Raw genomic sequence first — 15265 nt, forward strand, 5'->3', positions numbered from 1 at the left:
TGTGGCGCCCGCGGTCCCGTCCGCGGGCGCCACAGTGCTGTTCCCACGCTCATGCAGGCGGCCGTGGACGACGGCACGATCAAGCTGTCCTCGTCTGCCGTCACGGCGTCGAGCGTTGTCAGTCCGGCTTCGGCTGGGTGCGGCGGGCGTAGGCGCGGGCTGCGCGGGCGCGGTCGCCGCAGCGGACCGAGCACCAGTGACGGCGGCCGTGCCGCAGCAGGTAACGGTTGCAGGGAGGCGAGCCGCATGCGGTGAGCCGCTCCGCCTCTGCGCTGGTGAGCAGGTCGGCGGCGTCGGCGGCGAGAACCGCCATGGCGTGGTCGACGATCTCGGAGGTCGGGTGCGGGGCCACGCGGTACGGGCCGTTCTTGCTGTCCCATTGCAGCAGCGGAGCGGTGGGGACCCTGGTCATCGCTTCGTTGAGGGCGGTGACGGTGGAGGGGAGGGCGGGCAGGGCGGCGATACGCGCGGCCATCAGCGCCCTGATCTGTTCCCGCAGCGCTCGCAGTTGCGCGGCGCACATCTCCCGCATATCCGTATCGGCCGGCGCGAGACCACGAGTGAACAGCCACCGGTTCACCGCCGCGGGCGTGCCGAGCAGGTCGACGAACTGGCCGCTGGGCAAGGCGATGGCGCTGTTGGCCAGGGCCAGGGAGGGGTACTGCTCCTCGCCCGGCGCGGGCAGGGTGGCGCGCTCGCCGGTACCGGTCTCCTGCATGCCCCTCATGGTACAGCTTGCTTTTATCCGTGAGAAGTGACTAGCGTCTACTCATGGATAACCAATTAACCATCCGTGAGGATCCTCTCCATGTCTTCTGTAAGCACGTCCACCGAGCACTTTCCCGTCCGCGTCTTCGGCGGGCCTACCGCGCTCTTCGAATACGGCGGCCTGCGCTTCCTCACCGACCCGACGTTCGACGCACCCGGTGACTACCAGCGCCCGGGCGGCCCGCTGCTGAGGAAGCTCGCGCCTTCCGCCGCCCGCCCTGCCGACCTCGGCCGTGTCGACGTGGTCCTGCTCTCCCACGACGAGCACCCCGACAACCTCGACAACTCCGGCCGTGCCCTGCTGGCCGACGTCCCGCTCACCCTGACCACGCCGGGTGGTGGAGAGCGCCTCGGCGACAAGACCACGGGCCTGGCCGACTGGGAGTCGATCGAGCTGGACCGCCCGGGTGGCGGCACGGTCACCGTCACCGGCGTCCCGGCCGTCCACGGGCCCGGTCCTCGCGAGCAGGTCGAGGCCCGCACGGGCGAGGTCGTCGGCTTCGTGCTGACCGGCGAGAACCTGCCCACCGTCTACGTCAGCGGCGACAACGCCCAGCTCGGCCTGGTCAAGGAGATCGCCGAGCGCTTCGGGCCCGTGGACACCGCGCTCCTCTTCGCCGGCGCGCCGCGCTTCGCCGGTCTCTACGACGGAGCCTGCATCGTCCTCGACAGTGCCCAGAGCGCCGAAGCCGCACAGGTCCTTCACGTGCGGCGCGTCGTCCCTCTTCACTACGACAGCTGGGCTCACTTCACCGAGGGCCGCGACGAGCTGGAGCTCGCCTTCTCGGCGGCAGGACTGGCCGACCGTGTGGACTGGGGGCTTCGAGGCTGACATGCCGTATTCGCGTACCGACGTCGTAATTCGAGGCGGTCGGCGACGCGGAGGCGGCCGGCCGCTGCCGCGACCTGGCGACCGCTGCCCGCTGACACGCCGAAGGCCGGTCGACCGCGGAACTCGGGGTGCCGGTAAGAACGCTGTCACGAGCCCCAAACCAGGATGATCTTGTTTTGTCACCTGGTTCGTCGATGCTGAGCGGTCATCATGGCGCGCGCGCCGACAGGCATCGACGAACTGGTCGAGCACTGGACGATCCTGGACGAGGAATGTGATCTGGTCACGGGATCTCGCTGCCGCGCGATGCAGTCACTCAGTACTGCGGGACCGGTACATCGCGCATGCCGGGGCGGGGTTCGGCCATGAGCCCGGCGGCGGACAGAACCGCCGCGGCCCGCCTCAGCAGCACCGCCTCCACATGCTCCGGCACTCCGTCGGGTGCCGAGACTCCCAGAGCGGTCCGGGACTCGTTCTTGGGCTGTTCTTCCTCCAGCCACATGCCGGTCCGCAGATCTCTTTCCGACTTGGCGGCAAAGTATGACCGCATTGGTTCGGCCATCACGGGTGAGGCATGGGTGACGGAATATACGGGATTGAACATGGAAGTCCCCCCATTGATCGACGGCACTTCCCAGGTTGGCGGAGCGCGATCGAGCACGGGCCGGCCGAGTCGGCCGGAGAGAGAACCCGCACCCTACGGCGCCCGAATCCCGACATTCGAACGGTGAATTCAGGTGCGGTTCCACTGCTGGGTTCGGCTTTCCACCTGTCGCTTGAGGCCTGCGTTGAACGCCGTGTACCCGTTGTCGCCGTTCTGCTTCATGAAGCGCTGCGTCAGGGTTGTCAAGGCGCCAGAGAATTCTTCGTGGTTGGTGAGGTGGGTGGTGCCGTCTGGTTTGGCGACGAGGATGAACGAATGTCTGCCGTGGAATAGTCGCTCAGCGAGGAGAGTACCGGCCCATTGCAGCTGTTCACCCGGTTCCGCGACGGCGACTGTGGGCCTGAAGGAAAAGCCGGGCATACGCATCGTGAGCCTGCTCCCCACTCGGGCCGTTCCTTCAGCGCGGGAGAAATTGCTCCACTCACCGTAGCGGGCGAAGTCAACCAGGACGTCCCATACTGCTTCCTTGCCGGCATTGATGTCGACGCCAGCAGTAATGACATAACTCACTGTTCCACTCCACCATCGGTTTCTTACTCGGCTGAATGATGACGATCGGCGAAGTCAATAATCGCCGTCTGCGCCGCGAGGTAAACCCGTACGAATGATCGGTCTCGCGTCCGCCATGACGTCAATGCACGCTCAGGTGAGAGGATCTTTCGTTCTTCGGTGGCATGTGGGCTCGTTCCTGAGCCGTTAACGGGCGGAGATCAGGTTGGGCCATTTTGCTTTCAGGCCCTGGTCGATGAAGCCGATCATCCAGGTGAAGCTGTCATCAACGTTGGCGTTGATCTGGAAACTGCCGATTGCTTCCAGGGTCGCGAATCCGTGCAAGGTGCTGCGCAGCATCCGCAGCGCGTGGATCTCCTGATCGGGGTCCAATCGGTAGCCGTGCAGCATGGCCGACCAGGAGGCAAGCACCCGACCGACGGCCGGAACCAGCGGGTCGTCGGGCCCGGTGGGGCGGGCAGCGTTGCCTGCCGCATACCGGCCGGGGTGCTCCAGCACGTACTTCCGCATGGCGTGCGCGCCGGCGGCGAGGGCGTCGCTGCCGGCTCGCCCCTGGATGGCATCGCGAATGGCATCCGCGAGTTCGGTCATGGCCAGGACGGCGATCCGGTGGGCCAGGTCGGCCTGACTGGCGACGTGCTTGTAGAGCGAGGGCGTCTTGACCCCGAGGCGTTCTGCGAGCAGACCCATGCTGAGCTGATCGAAGCCGACATCGTCGACCAGGGCAGCGGCGACCTCGGTGACTGTCGCCGGGGTAAGTCCGGCTCTAGGCATTGGTCAGCGTCTTGGCCAGGAACGGCAGGGTCAGGGCGAGGAGCTGATCGGGGGTCTGGGCGTGCGGGTAGTGACCGGCGCCCTCGATGACCGCCAGTTCCCCGAGCCCGGCGGGCAGGTCGGCGACGATCTTCTCGCCCTCGGCACGCGGGTCGGCCCAGTCGGGGTCGAGACCGCCCTCCACGATCAGGACCGGGCAGGTGACGTTGGGCAACTGGGCACCGGCGTCTGTCGGCGCGGTCTTGCACATGGCCTGCAATGCCTTCATCCGGCCGGGCTCGCTCATCTTGGCCTCGATCCGCGCCAGTTCGCCGGCCCAGTCGGCGGGCTTGGTCGGGTAGGCAAGGTCGAGGTACTTCTTCCAGGCCGACAGGCTTCCCAGAGCCATGGTCATACCCAGATGGGTGGAACCGGCCCGGTAGCGCTTCACCCGCAGCAGCGCGCCCAGGGAGACCGACTGCTTGCGGGTGAACGGTGCCAGCTCGACGATCCCGGCGATCAGGTCGGGCGCTGAGGCCGCCGCGATCGTCGCGGCACCGCCGCTGATCGACTGCCCCATGATCACGGCCGGGCCACCCAGGTGACGCACGAGCGCGACCAGGTCGCCGGCGATGTCGGTGCGGCTGTACCCGTCCCAGCCGAGGCTGGAGTCACCGCAACCGCGGATGTCAACGTTCGCGACCCGGTAACCGGCCGCGACCAGGGCTGGGACGACGAAGCGGTAGGAGTGGCGGCTGTCGCCCATGCCGTGCGCCAGGACGACAAGCGGGCCGTCCCCGCTCACGTCATAAGCGATGGTGTTGCCGGCGATGTTCAGGTATTCGGTCACGATGTCCTCCACAATGGCTAACGGTGTTAACCAAAAGCTATCGTTACTAGCTTTACCTGTCAACGACGCTCTTTTCAGGGCCTGCCCCGGCAGACCTGCCGCAGGACGCCCTCTCTGTGGCGCAGGCGCTCGCCGACGTGGCCACGATCGGCATCTTGAACGAGCGCACGGTGCGCGAGCAGCACATCGTCACAGAACCAGCTCCAGTACGCGCTCAACGGCCGGGCGCCGATCGAACAGGCCAAGGGCATGCTCGCCGAACGCGCCGGCATCGACGTCGGCGACGCCATCGCCGTGATCCGGCGATACGCCCGTGACCACAACCGGACGGTGGCCTCCGCGGCCCACGATCCGATCGGCAACGAGGCGGTAACGACGGACCTCATCGCTGTCGCCGTGCGGCAGAGGGCGACCAGATCACGATGAACCGCGCACCTTGAGGCGGGTTTCAGCGGCGAGCCTGAACAGCTCCGCCGCGCACCACCCCCCACACCCGCCTCACCGGGGCGCTGGGTCCCGGCCCTCGCGGCGCACTACCGCTTCTCCCGCAAACCAAGATCATCTCGATTTGGGGCTCATGACAGCGTTCTTACCGGCACCCCAACTTCTGCGTGCTTTCTGCGTGCTGTTCTGCGTGGTCTGTGATCTTCCACGCGACTTGAATGGAGGACATCGGACAGGCATCGGGCCTGTTCATCCAGGCCAGGAGTGACCATGACGGCAATCAGGAACGTCGTGCTCGTGCACGGTGGTTTCGTGGACGGATCCGGTTGGCAGGGTGTCTACGACGACCTCGCCAGGGACGGCTTCCGCATCCGGATCGTGCAGAACCCGACGCTGTCGCTGGAGGGTGACGTCGCCGCGACCCGCCGGGTCCTGGACGCGCTCGACGGCCCGGCCGTCCTGGTCGGCCACTCCTACGGCGGGGTCGTCATCAGTGAGGCCGGCAGCCACCCCAACGTGGCGGCACTCGCGTACATCGCCGCGTTCGCCCCCGACAAGGGCGAGTCGGTCAACACGCTCATCGCCGACCCGCCGCCCGGCGCGCCCGTCCCGCCGATCCTGCCCCCGGTGAACGGATTCCTCTTCCTCGACCGGGACAAGTTCGCCGCGTCGTTCGCGGGGGACCTGCCCGCCAACCAGGCGGCGTTCATGGCCGACGCGCAGGTCCCCTGGGGCGTGGACGCCCTCGGCGGCGCGGTCACCGAGCCGGCCTGGCGGCACAGGCCCAGCTGGTACCTCGTCGCCACCGAGGACCGCATGATCCCGCCGCCGGCCCAGCGCGCCATGGCCGAGCGCGCCGGAGCGTCGGTCGTCGAAGCCATCGGCAGCCACGCCGTCTACGTCTCACAGCCCGCCGCGGTCGCCAATCTCATCCGCCAGGCCGCCGCCTGACGACGGCTCCCCTGACGACGGCCCGCCTGGCTGACCAGGCGTAGCCGGTATCCAGTCGCGACCCAGGCGTCCGGAAAGATCCGCTGACCCCCTCTAACCGGGCAGCGCGCCTGACCTACCCGGCCGGCCGTGACCGAGAGTGCCGGCAGTCACCCAGCCGTGTCAGCCGCTGGCCTCGCATCGGCATGACGGCGCTCGACCTGCGAGGCCGTGCCGTACAGGCCGAGAGCCGCTCCCGGGTTCACCAAGCGGACCGGGCCCATCACCTTCACCAACCCAATTCCACTGGAGATAGACATGCACGCTCGTTCCGCATTGCCGCGCCGTATGGTGCTCGCCATCGCCGCCGGCGGCCTGGCCGCCGCGCTACTCACCGTGCCGTCCGCGTCTGCGGCCGCCGCGCACGATGGCGCCTCCACCGCGGCCAAGCCCACGATCGTCTTGGTGCACGGCGGCTTCGCCGACGCCTCCAACTGGAACGGTGTGATCAGCCGACTCCAGCACGATGGCTACAAGACGATCGCCCCCGCCAACCCGCTGCGCGGACTGCCCACCGATGCCCCTTACATCGCCAGCGTCCTCAAATCGATCGACGGCCCGATCGTGCTGGTCGGCCACTCCTACGGCGGCGCCGTCATCACCAACGCCGCCGCCGACAACCCCAACGTCAAAGCGCTGGTCTACATCGCCGCGTTCGTTCCCGACGAAGGCGAACAGCTCGGTGTCCTGATCAACAAGTACCCCGGCACCCAGATCCCCGCCGCCGTGCAAGAGGTCCCCTACGCCAACCCGGACGGCACCACCGGCACCGACCTTTACCTGCGCCCCGACAAGTTCCGGGCCGCGTTCGCCGCCGACCTGCCCGCCTCCACCACCCGGCTCATGCAAGCCACCCAGCGGCCCTTCAGCGCCTCCTCCTTCACCGACGTGACCAAGGCCGCCGCCTGGCACTCGATCCCCTCCTGGGGTCTGGTCGCCACCCAGGACAAGGCCATCCCGCCCGCTTTGGAGCGCTTCTTCTACAAGCGCGCCAAGGCCCACGTCGTCGAGGTGCCCGGCGCATCCCACGTCGCCATGATCAGCCACCCGGAGACCACCACCCGCCTCATCGAGGACGCCGCGCGTGCGGCCGGCTGAAATCGACAACCCGCGCCGCTGCTTCAGCCCGCGCGCAACCACCTGAGTGCTGCCCCGGCAACCCCGGGGCAGCACTGTCTACGTCAGGAGTCCCTGTGAGCCTCGCCTCCGACCCGCTACGGCCCGGTGCCCATACCGTGAGCATTCAGGGCGTCCTTCAGCGCTATCACGTCGCGGGCTCCGGTCCGCTCTGCCTCGTCCACCCGGGCGGGCCCGGGCTCGGCTGGGAATACCTGCGGATGCCGCAACTGGAGCGGCATCTGACGCTGGTCTACCTGGAGCCGATCGGAACCGGCGGATCCGGACATCTGTCCCAACCACAGGACTACCGCATCGACACCTACGCCCGGTTCCTGCACGGCGTCGTAGAACATCTGGGCGCGCGAAGACCGTTCCTGATCGGCCACTCCCACGGCGGATTCGTAGCACAGAGCTACGCGCTGACCCACCCCACCTCCCTGGCAGGCCTGATCTTGTACGACACCTCGCCCCGCACCGGAGAGGAGTTCTGGAACCAGGCGCTCAGCAACCTCGACCGCCTCCCAGAGCGTCACCCCGACCAGCCTGAGGCGGCCGGCATCCCGCAGGCGTTCCGGCAGGCCCTGGCCGCCACCGACAACGAATCCTGCACCCAAGGTCTGCGCGCCATCCTGCCCGCCTACTTCGCCGACTACTGGGCCCACGAGTCGGACCTGGCCCCCCTTCGGGCCGGCTTGCGCGCTTGGGTCGACCCGATGCGCGCCGAGGAGGAACCCTTCGACAACCGTGGCCGACTCCGCGACATCACCACGCCCACCTTGATCATCAGCGGATACGGCGACTTCATCTGCGGACCCGTCTGGGGGCGGCAACTGCACGCGGGTATCGCCCACTCCCGGTTCGTCCTGCTGGAAAACAGCGGCCACCTGGGACATTTCGAAGAACCTGAGACTTTCACCTCGGCGATCGTCACCTTCACCCTCGGTGCCGGCCAACCGGCGGATTCCCGCACGCCGACCCCGTCCCCCACGGAGTCGACGTGATCACGTACGTGCCGCACGGCTGAGCCCGGGGCGGGCGTTCTCAGAGCCCATAGCCGGGAACCGCACCACCGACCGCCAGCCCACATCAGGCGGGAGGGATGGTGTGGTCCTCGTCGAGGATGTCGGCCGCGCAGATGACGATGCGTGAATCTGGGGTGGCGACTACCTGCTCGTCTTTGCCGGTGTAGTCGAACAGGCTCAGCAGGTGCCGCATCGCCTCCAGGCGGGCGCGTTTCTTGTCGTTGCTCTTGATGACCGTCCAGGGGGCAGCCTCGGTGTCGGTGTGCAGGAACATGTCCTCCTTGGCCGCGGTGTAGCGGTCCCACTTGTCCAGTGAAGCCAGGTCGATCGGGGACAGCTTCCACTGCCGTACCGGGTCGACCTGGCGGATGATGAAGCGGGTGCGTTGTTCGGCGCGGGAGACCGAGAACCACAGTTTGACCAGGTGCAGGCCCGAGTCGACGAGCAGTTGCTCGAACTGCGGGGCCTGCTTCATGAATTCCAGGTACTGCTCAGGCGTGCAAAAGTCCATTACCCGTTCGACCCCCGCACGGGTGTACCAGGAGCGGTCGAACAGTACGATCTCCCCGGCCGCGGGCAGGTGGGCGACGTAGCGCTGGAAGTACCACTGCGTGCTCTCGCGCTCGCTCGGTTTTTCCAGCGCCACGATTCTGGCGCCACGCGGGTTGAGATGTTCGGTGAACCGTTTGATGGTGCCACCCTTACCCGCCGCGTCGCGACCCTCGAACAGCACGGCCAGCCGCCGCCCGGAGCGCTTGATCCAGTACTGCAGCTTGAGCAGTTCGATCTGCAGCAGCCGCTTGTCGCGCTCGTAGTCGGCTCGGTTCATCCGCTCGGTGTAGGGATAGTGCTGGCGCCAGGTGTCGACCGGGCGCCCGTCGGCGCGCAGCAGCACCGGGTCGTCATCTTCTGAGTCGTCCACCCGCAATCCCGGCGTGACGTCGAGCAAGTCGCTGTCGTCGACGCCCACGATGGCCGACTGTCCGCTGTTCCCGTGGGCTAGTTCGGTCATTTGGCGAGCATGACATAGAGACCGAGGACGATGCCCGCGGCCGCGACCAGAAGGCAGAGCGCGGCTCCCGCCCGCCCCGCCGTATGCCCGCTCGACAGACCGACCAGGGACAGCGAGAAGACAGCGGCCAAACCGGCGCCCGCCAGCAACGAGGCGACCAGAACCTTCCACAACGCGTCCAGATCGATGTAGGAGTTCATGCCACGGGCTCCCTGACGGTCGGGACCGGAGCGACCCGCCCGGTCCATTCGTCGTTGACGTTGTGCGCGTTCACCGGCTGACGGCGCGAGGCCACATACAGCCCCCCCGACAAGATCAGCGCGACCGTGAAGACGACCGCCACCCCCAGCGCACCGCCGATCAGGTTGGCGCCGGCCCAGGCCAGCGCGCCGACCGCGGCGGCGGCCGGAAGGGTGATCAGCCACGCGGCGGCCATCCGGCCCGCGACGTTCCAGCGGACATGGGCCAGCCGCTTGCCCAGGCCCGAACCGATCACCGAGCCCGTGCAGACGTGCGTGGTCGACAGCGGGAACCCGAAGTGGGACGAGGCGAAGATGACCGCCGCCGATGAGCTCTCGGCCGCGAAGCCCTGCGGGGTGTCGATCTCGGTCAGGCCCTTGCCCAGGGTACGGATCACCCGCCAGCCACCGAGGTAGGTGCCGAGCGCGATCGCGGTCGCGCTGGTCACGATCACCCACAGGGGGGTCCCGGCGTTCTCGTTGATCGTGCCGCTGGCGATCATCGCGAGTGTGATGATGCCCATCGTCTTCTGCGCGTCGTTGGTGCCGTGCGCGAGTGAGACCAGGGAGGCCGAGCCGATCTGCCCGTATTTGAACCCGCGGTCGCGGACCGTGTCGGAGATGCGTCTGGTGAGGACGTAGACCAGGTAGGTGCCGACGGTGGCCACGAGGATCGCCGCCAGGGGTGCCAGCACCGCCGGGATCAGCACGTGGGAGACGATCTCTGCGGTTTTGACCGCTGAGGCGCCCGCCGAGATCAGGGTGGCTCCGACCACGCCGCCGATCAGTGCGTGGGAGGAGCTGGAGGGGATGCCGAAGTACCAGGTCACCAGGTTCCAGGCCAGGCCGCCGACCAGGCCGGCGAAGACCACGGTGAGGGTGATGGCGCCGGCCTCGACGATGCCGGTCGCGATGGTCGCCGCGACCTTCAGGGACAGGAACGCCCCGACGAAGTTGAGTATTACGGAGAGGGCGACGGCCACTTTGGGCCGTAGCGCCCCGGTGGCGATGGAGGTCGCCATCGCGTTGGCGGTGTCGTGAAAGCCATTGGTGAAGTCAAACGACAGAGCCGTGACGATCACGATGGCGAGCAACACGAGGTTCGCATCCATACCCGCACATATGACACCTCAGAGGACATCTAATCGTCGGGCGACATCCCCTGATACATAATTCATCCTCCCGTCGGCCGCACGTTACCCATCGATATCCGGCGATCAGAGCCGACCGGGAACCTCGAATCGATCACCTCACCGAGCACCGGTGGCTGACGCCGCCGGGTTGGGGCCTGTGGCAGAACAAGCTGGGCGACCAGCGGGTTCGCATACCTGCTGGTCTCATGAAACCGACGTCGCTGATAGCCCCTCACGGCTAGACAAGAAGATCGCCCGCACCACACTCCTGACATCGACAAGGCTTGTTGCGCAGGTCAGAGGTCGCCGCCCCGGCTCGGAAGGCTCGCGAGTCAGGCGTCATCGGCCGGACAGCGCCTAGCGTGGAGATCGCGATGCCATGAACGCCACAATCCACCGGCGCTTCGACAACCGTCCGATCCGTGATTTCGTGCCCGTCTTCGTCGAGCGGATCGCTCGCGAGGAACTCCGCCACTCCTCCCGCTAAGCGCGTCTCACCGAATGGGCTCTGCCGTGCTTTGATCTCTCGCTGTGGCGATGGCGAGAGAGCCGGGCGGGCGGCGCGTCTGATGCGTAGATGTCACCGTCCGATACGTGGACCTCGCGCAGAACAACCAGGACAATCAGTCTGTTGGCTCAGGGCGTGACCGTAGGGGGTGGCGCCATGCCTCGGGATCCAGAGACACAGCTGGAAGTGCGGAGCTGGCGCCTGGACTCGCTGTGGGTCCTCCGTCTTATGGGTGAGCTGGATGCCTGTACGGTCCCTAGCGTCCGGGTGAAGCTGGACAAGGTGTTACTCACCTTCGAGGCGCTCACGTTGGTCGTGGACCTTACGCGTGTGACCTTCATGGCCTCGGCGGGCGTGGGTGTCCTGGTGGAGATCCAGGAAAAGGTCTCGGAGCGTAGCGGACGCTTGATGGTGGTTCTTCCTGCCGGAGGCCGTCCTCATCGTCTCTTTGAGCTGACCGGCATGATGGGTTATCTCGATGTTCGGGAAACCCTGGAAGGCGCGGTGCGTGCGCTGCGGGAGGGAGCGCTATCTCCGGCTCCGGGGGGCGTGGCCGGCGAAATGCATTAGGCACCCGTAAGAGGACACAAGTCCCATCCCGAGCTCGGAGAGGTGAAGTGTGCCGAGCACAGGCGGGTACCGACCACCAAACACGGCCGGGGCGCGCGCTGGCAGGTCCGCCATCGGAACGAGAAGGGCGAGCAGCGCAAACGCAACTTCGAGAAGAAGGCCGACGCCGACCGGTTCGACGTGACGCGCTGTGCTGACGAGCCACGTGGTGAGTGGATCGACCCCAAGCCCGGCCAGACCAGGTTCCAGGTGTACGCGGGAAGCCCGAGGATCGTGCCCTCTGAGCACTTCGATCTTGCCGGGCGGAGGCTCCGCCGCGGGTCAGGGGCGGATAGGGCGAACGAGTCGGCCTGTAGGCCGGGTTTTGTCCTTCACTTGCGTGAAGAGGCGACCATCCATCTAGGACCGACGTTGCCGTCGGCCTCAAGCGGTCTACCCGCGCGACTCGGGCGAGCAGCCCTCAGGCGCCGCGCGCAGGACACTCCAGGGAGTGCCCCTTCTTGACCTTGCTCCGGGTGGGGTTTACCGAGCCGCCCACGTCACCGTGGGCGCTGGTGGTCTCTTACACCACCGTTTCACCCTTACCTCTCTTGCGAGAGGCGGTCTGTTTTCTGTGGCACTGTCCCGCGGGTCACCCCGGGTCGGCGTTACCGACCACCCTGCCCTGTGGAGCCCGGACCTTCCTCGGCGGATCTCCGAAGAGACCCAACGCGGTCGCCCGGCCGACTCGTCCGCCGTGATCCAAGCCTAATGGCTCCTCACATGGTCTCCAACCGAGCGGCAAGCCGCCCCAGGTCAAATCCAGTCGCCACCGGTCAAATATGGATCAAACGCCTCGAAGCGACACTCCTCCAAGGAGGCTCGAGCGAGACCGCCGGTTCAGTGCAGGTGCGAGGTGTCGTTGAACGCCTTGACCACGGCCGGCCCGTCGGCGTAGTACTCGACCAGGGACAGGGCCGCCAGATCGAGATGCATGCGGTACAGCGCGGCGAGAGGAGCCAGCAGCGCGAGCCGGAGCAGCATCTTGATCGGTGTGACGTGGGAGACGACGAGGACCGTCTTGCCCTCGTAGCGCTCCAGCAGCAGGTCCCTGGTCGCCTCGACCCGCTCCGCCACCGTCCCGAAACTTTCCCCACCCGGCGGTGCGGCGGACGGATCCGCCAGCCACGCGGCGAGCTCGTCCGGCCAGCGGCGCTGGATCTCGGTGAACGTGTAGCCCTCCCAGTCGCCGAAGTCGGTCTCCCTGAGACCCTCCTCGACGATCACTTCCAGCCCGGCCTTCGCCGCGACGATCTCAGCGGTGACACGGGCGCGCCTGAGCGGCGAGCTGACGATCACCTGGAGGTTGTACGGCTTGCGCGACAGCCTGGCCGCGGCGGCCTCCGCCTGGGCAATGCCGTTGGGGGTGAGCTCGGGATCGCCGAGCCCGGAGAACCTTCGCTCGACCGAGAGCGGGGTCTCGCCGTGCCGGAGCAGGAGGAGCGAGGTCGCCACGGTCGTGGCCCCACGCCAGCCGGTGCCGGGACTCGTGGCCGCCGCCGGCGTCTTCTCCTCCGGCGAGACCGTCGAATCCGTCGAGTCTCGCGAGAGGTCCGCGGGATCGAAGAGGAGAAGATCCTCAGCGGGAACGCCGGGATCGGTCACGGAGCCGGAAGTCGCGGCCTGGTGGCTCGAACCTCCCGCGCTCGGGAAGCCGGAGCGTCCCGCGTCCCGCGACCCGGAGGACTCGGCGATCGAAGAGCCGGAGAGCCTCGTACTCGAAGTGCCCGAGCCGCCACCGGAACCGCGGGGTTCGGCGGAGGAGGCGCCGAGACGCCAGGGACGGCCCTTGGCCGCGGCGTCCATGGCCTCGTTGGCCAGACGGTCGGCGTCCTTGTTCTTCTCCCGGGGGATCCACTGCCAGGTGACCTTGAGGCGTCGGGCCAGAGCCGCCGCCTCCAGCGCGAGTGGCCGCAGCCCCTCGTTCTTGATCTTCCATCGGCCGGCCATCTGCTCGATGACCAGCTTGGAGTCCATCCGGGCCTCGACCACCGCGCCGTCGCCCGCGAGGTCGAGAAGCAACCGCAGGCCGGCGATCAGCCCGCGGTATTCGGCGACGTTGTTGGTCTGGGTGCCGATCGCCTCGGCGATCTCCACCAGCACCTGGCCGTCCACGGCGTCCTTGACCACGGCACCGTAGCCGGCGGGCCCGGGGTTGCCCCGGGATCCGCCGTCGGCCTCGATGACGAAGGAGGTCACAGCTTGGACTCCGCGGTACGGACCAGGATCCGGCGGCACTCCTCGCAGCGGATGACCTCGTCGTGGGAGGCGGCCTTGATGCGGTTGATCTCGGCGATGGACAGGCTCGTGCGGCAGCCGCTGCAGCGGGCGCCCTGCAGCCTCGCCGCGCCCACTCCGGACTGCTCCCGGATCTTCTCGTAGAGCGCGAGCAGGTCGGCCGGGATGTCTGCGGAGGCCTCGTCGCGCTTGGCCTGGACCTCGCCCTTCTCCTTGTCGATCTCGGCGAAGGCGGCGTCTCTGCCGTCCTCGGCGACGCCGCGGGTGGCCGAGAGCTCGTTGCGCTCGGCGACGAGCTTGGTGACCTGCTCGTCGGCCGCCTCCCGGCGCTCCATGATCTCCAGCACGACCTCTTCCAGATCGCTCTGACGGCGGTTCAGGGAGACGATCTCGGACTGGAGGCTGGCCAGGTCCTTCGGGGAGGACACCTGGCCGGAGTCGAGGCGCTTCTGGTCGCGCTCGGCGCGGATGCGGACCGAGTCGACGTCGGCCTCGGCCTTGGTCTGCTCACGAGCCAGGTCACTCGACTCGGTCTCGGCGCCGATCACCTGAGTCGCGATCCGGGCCACGCGGGCGGAGAGCTCGTCGATCTGAGCCAGCTCTGGCAGGGTGCGGCGGCGGTGGGCCAGCCGGTCGATGACGGAGTCGAGTTCGGCCAAATCGAGCAGACGCTTCTGAGCTGCCGGGGCTGCTTTCACTTCAAATCCTCGCACTTTGCTGTTGTATTCCAGGCGTCCGTGACCGTCTCGGATACGCGCGTCTCAACAGTAATCCCCTTCGCGGCCGATATGGACGTCAGACGCCGCGCCGCATCGGTCAGCCAGGGCCATTCGGTGGCCCAGTGGGCGGCGTCGATCAGCGCGGGACCGCCGGAGGTCTCCATGAACTCGGTGGCCGGGTGGTGGCGCAGGTCCGCGGTGAGGAACACGTCCACTCCTGCGGCGCGGGCCGTACCGAGCAGAGAGTCTCCCGCTCCCCCGCTCACGGCGATCCGCTGGACCCGGCGGTCGAGGTCTCCGGCGACCCGCAGGCCGCCCGCCGTGGCGGGAAGCCCGTCCGCCGCCCGCCGGGCGAACTCGGCGAGGGAGACGGGGGCGGGCAGCGCGCCGACACGGCCGAGGCCGCGCCGGGGATCGTCCGCGGAAGGCTGCAGGGGGGTGAGCGGGCCGGTCAGGCCCACGGCGCGGGCCAGCGCGTCGGAGACGCCCGGGTCGGCGACGTCGGCGTTGGTATGGGCGGTGAAGAGGCCGACGTCGTTTTTGATCAGCTTGTGGATCAGGCGGCCCTTGAAGGTGGTGGCCGCGACGCTCGTGACGCCGCGCAGGTACAGGGGGTGGTGCGTGACGATGAGATCGGCGCCCCACTCGATGGCCTCGTCCGCGACGGCGGCCACCGGATCCACCGCGAACAGGATCTTTCGCACCTCCGCCGCCGGGTCCCCGCAGACGAGCCCGACCGCGTCCCACGACTCCGCCCACGCGGGGTCGTAGATGGATTCGAGCTCTCGGACGACGTCGGCAAGCGTAGGCACGTGCGCAGACTACCGGCCTATTTCCCAGCGCAGGCCCATCGCC

General features: G+C 67.8%; 17 protein-coding genes, 1 other RNA gene and 1 pseudogene. 7 read left to right on the forward strand and 12 right to left on the reverse strand.

The window, feature by feature from the left end; all coding sequences use genetic code 11:
• Positions 1–118: 118 nt before the first annotated feature.
• The gene (locus DKM19_RS33300) at positions 119–727 is read right to left on the reverse strand and encodes a CGNR zinc finger domain-containing protein (protein ID WP_239513712.1); all 609 of its coding nucleotides are present in this window, start codon (positions 725–727) and stop codon (positions 119–121) included.
• An 81-nt stretch (positions 728–808) separates the two neighbouring features.
• On the opposite strand from DKM19_RS33300, the gene DKM19_RS33305 reads away from it, so the two are divergent.
• On the forward strand, positions 809–1600 hold the full coding sequence (locus DKM19_RS33305) for an MBL fold metallo-hydrolase (RefSeq protein WP_110701239.1): 792 nt from the start codon (positions 809–811) through the stop codon (positions 1598–1600).
• A gap of 316 nt (positions 1601–1916) precedes the next feature.
• Here DKM19_RS33305 and DKM19_RS33310 read toward each other — a convergent pair whose 3' ends face one another.
• From DKM19_RS33310 to DKM19_RS33325, 4 genes are all read right to left on the reverse strand, one after another.
• Positions 1917–2150 (reverse strand): hypothetical protein, encoded by a 234-nt coding sequence (locus tag DKM19_RS33310; RefSeq protein WP_110701241.1) that lies wholly within the window; start codon positions 2148–2150, stop codon positions 1917–1919.
• A gap of 183 nt (positions 2151–2333) precedes the next feature.
• Positions 2334–2774 carry an SRPBCC domain-containing protein gene (locus DKM19_RS33315; protein WP_110701243.1) on the reverse strand — a complete coding sequence of 147 codons (441 nt, stop codon included), beginning with the start codon at positions 2772–2774 and terminating at the stop codon, positions 2334–2336.
• Between the two features lie 186 nt (positions 2775–2960).
• Positions 2961–3548 (reverse strand): TetR/AcrR family transcriptional regulator, encoded by a 588-nt coding sequence (locus DKM19_RS33320; RefSeq protein WP_110701245.1) that lies wholly within the window; start codon positions 3546–3548, stop codon positions 2961–2963.
• Positions 3541–4377 (reverse strand): alpha/beta fold hydrolase, encoded by an 837-nt coding sequence (locus DKM19_RS33325; RefSeq protein ID WP_110706169.1) that lies wholly within the window; start codon positions 4375–4377, stop codon positions 3541–3543. Before DKM19_RS33325 ends, DKM19_RS33320 begins: the two co-directional genes overlap by 8 nt.
• A gap of 210 nt (positions 4378–4587) precedes the next feature.
• Here DKM19_RS33325 and DKM19_RS51090 point away from each other — a divergent pair.
• The 4 genes and pseudogenes from DKM19_RS51090 to DKM19_RS33345 all read left to right on the forward strand — a co-directional run.
• Positions 4588–4803 (forward strand): annotated as a pseudogene (locus tag DKM19_RS51090) (ANTAR domain-containing protein); the annotation flags it as partial.
• A gap of 288 nt (positions 4804–5091) precedes the next feature.
• Positions 5092–5772 (forward strand): alpha/beta fold hydrolase, encoded by a 681-nt coding sequence (locus tag DKM19_RS33335; RefSeq protein ID WP_110701247.1) that lies wholly within the window; start codon positions 5092–5094, stop codon positions 5770–5772.
• A gap of 297 nt (positions 5773–6069) precedes the next feature.
• Positions 6070–6909, forward strand: coding sequence for an alpha/beta fold hydrolase (locus DKM19_RS33340; protein ID WP_239513714.1), 840 nt, complete (start codon positions 6070–6072; stop codon positions 6907–6909).
• Between the two features lie 95 nt (positions 6910–7004).
• Positions 7005–7931: an alpha/beta fold hydrolase gene (locus tag DKM19_RS33345; RefSeq protein ID WP_204358355.1), complete on the forward strand. Its 927-nt coding sequence runs from the start codon at positions 7005–7007 to the stop codon at positions 7929–7931.
• A gap of 85 nt (positions 7932–8016) precedes the next feature.
• Here the strand turns inward: DKM19_RS33345 and ppk2 are convergent, their stop codons facing one another.
• From ppk2 to DKM19_RS33360, 3 genes are read right to left on the reverse strand one after another with little or no spacing between them, the layout of a single operon-like run.
• Positions 8017–8964 (reverse strand): polyphosphate kinase 2, encoded by a 948-nt coding sequence (ppk2, locus tag DKM19_RS33350; protein WP_110701251.1) that lies wholly within the window; start codon positions 8962–8964, stop codon positions 8017–8019.
• Positions 8961–9164: a hypothetical protein gene (locus tag DKM19_RS33355; RefSeq protein WP_110701253.1), complete on the reverse strand. Its 204-nt coding sequence runs from the start codon at positions 9162–9164 to the stop codon at positions 8961–8963. The genes ppk2 and DKM19_RS33355 overlap by 4 nt, the downstream gene beginning before the upstream one ends.
• Positions 9161–10315: an inorganic phosphate transporter gene (locus tag DKM19_RS33360; protein ID WP_110701255.1), complete on the reverse strand. Its 1155-nt coding sequence runs from the start codon at positions 10313–10315 to the stop codon at positions 9161–9163. The genes DKM19_RS33355 and DKM19_RS33360 overlap by 4 nt, the downstream gene beginning before the upstream one ends.
• A gap of 400 nt (positions 10316–10715) precedes the next feature.
• On the opposite strand from DKM19_RS33360, the gene DKM19_RS53110 reads away from it, so the two are divergent.
• The gene (locus DKM19_RS53110) at positions 10716–10823 is read left to right on the forward strand and encodes a three-helix bundle dimerization domain-containing protein (protein ID WP_369986535.1); all 108 of its coding nucleotides are present in this window, start codon (positions 10716–10718) and stop codon (positions 10821–10823) included.
• A gap of 177 nt (positions 10824–11000) precedes the next feature.
• On the forward strand, positions 11001–11414 hold the full coding sequence (locus tag DKM19_RS33365) for an anti-sigma factor antagonist (protein ID WP_369986536.1): 414 nt from the start codon (positions 11001–11003) through the stop codon (positions 11412–11414).
• A gap of 337 nt (positions 11415–11751) precedes the next feature.
• Here the strand turns inward: DKM19_RS33365 and rnpB are convergent.
• The 4 genes from rnpB to DKM19_RS33385 form a co-directional block, all read right to left on the reverse strand.
• Positions 11752–12144, reverse strand: an RNA gene (rnpB, locus tag DKM19_RS33370) — RNase P RNA component class A.
• Between the two features lie 149 nt (positions 12145–12293).
• Positions 12294–13652, reverse strand: a complete 1359-nt coding sequence (locus DKM19_RS33375) for a bifunctional RNase H/acid phosphatase (RefSeq protein ID WP_110701259.1) — start codon at positions 13650–13652, stop codon at positions 12294–12296.
• Positions 13649–14389, reverse strand: coding sequence for a zinc ribbon domain-containing protein (locus DKM19_RS33380; protein ID WP_110701261.1), 741 nt, complete (start codon positions 14387–14389; stop codon positions 13649–13651). Before DKM19_RS33380 ends, DKM19_RS33375 begins: the two co-directional genes overlap by 4 nt.
• Entirely contained in the window at positions 14386–15222 is an 837-nt protein-coding gene (locus DKM19_RS33385; protein ID WP_110701263.1) for a Nif3-like dinuclear metal center hexameric protein, read from the reverse strand. Before DKM19_RS33385 ends, DKM19_RS33380 begins: the two co-directional genes overlap by 4 nt.
• Positions 15223–15265 lie beyond the last annotated feature (43 nt).

The sequence above is a fragment of the Streptosporangium sp. 'caverna' genome, assembly GCF_003203775.1.
In the GTDB taxonomy this organism is placed as follows: Bacteria; Actinomycetota; Actinomycetes; order Streptosporangiales; family Streptosporangiaceae; genus Streptosporangium; species Streptosporangium subroseum.

What these genes read in the sequence shown, in the direction of transcription:
- DKM19_RS33340 (WP_239513714.1), top strand. Translation starts at nt 6,070, where the DNA reads ATGCACGCTCGTTCCGCATTGCCGCGCCGTATGGTGCTCGCCATCGCC.
- DKM19_RS33355 (WP_110701253.1), bottom strand. Translation starts at nt 9,164, where the DNA reads ATGAACTCCTACATCGATCTGGACGCGTTGTGGAAGGTTCTGGTCGCC.
- DKM19_RS33320 (WP_110701245.1), bottom strand. Translation starts at nt 3,548, where the DNA reads ATGCCTAGAGCCGGACTTACCCCGGCGACAGTCACCGAGGTCGCCGCT.
- DKM19_RS33360 (WP_110701255.1), bottom strand. Translation starts at nt 10,315, where the DNA reads ATGGATGCGAACCTCGTGTTGCTCGCCATCGTGATCGTCACGGCTCTG.
- DKM19_RS33335 (WP_110701247.1), top strand. Translation starts at nt 5,092, where the DNA reads ATGACGGCAATCAGGAACGTCGTGCTCGTGCACGGTGGTTTCGTGGAC.
- DKM19_RS33365 (WP_369986536.1), top strand. Translation starts at nt 11,001, where the DNA reads ATGCCTCGGGATCCAGAGACACAGCTGGAAGTGCGGAGCTGGCGCCTG.
- DKM19_RS53110 (WP_369986535.1), top strand. Translation starts at nt 10,716, where the DNA reads ATGAACGCCACAATCCACCGGCGCTTCGACAACCGTCCGATCCGTGAT.
- ppk2 (WP_110701251.1), bottom strand. Translation starts at nt 8,964, where the DNA reads ATGACCGAACTAGCCCACGGGAACAGCGGACAGTCGGCCATCGTGGGC.
- DKM19_RS33310 (WP_110701241.1), bottom strand. Translation starts at nt 2,150, where the DNA reads ATGCGGTCATACTTTGCCGCCAAGTCGGAAAGAGATCTGCGGACCGGC.
- DKM19_RS33305 (WP_110701239.1), top strand. Translation starts at nt 809, where the DNA reads ATGTCTTCTGTAAGCACGTCCACCGAGCACTTTCCCGTCCGCGTCTTC.
- DKM19_RS33300 (WP_239513712.1), bottom strand. Translation starts at nt 727, where the DNA reads ATGAGGGGCATGCAGGAGACCGGTACCGGCGAGCGCGCCACCCTGCCC.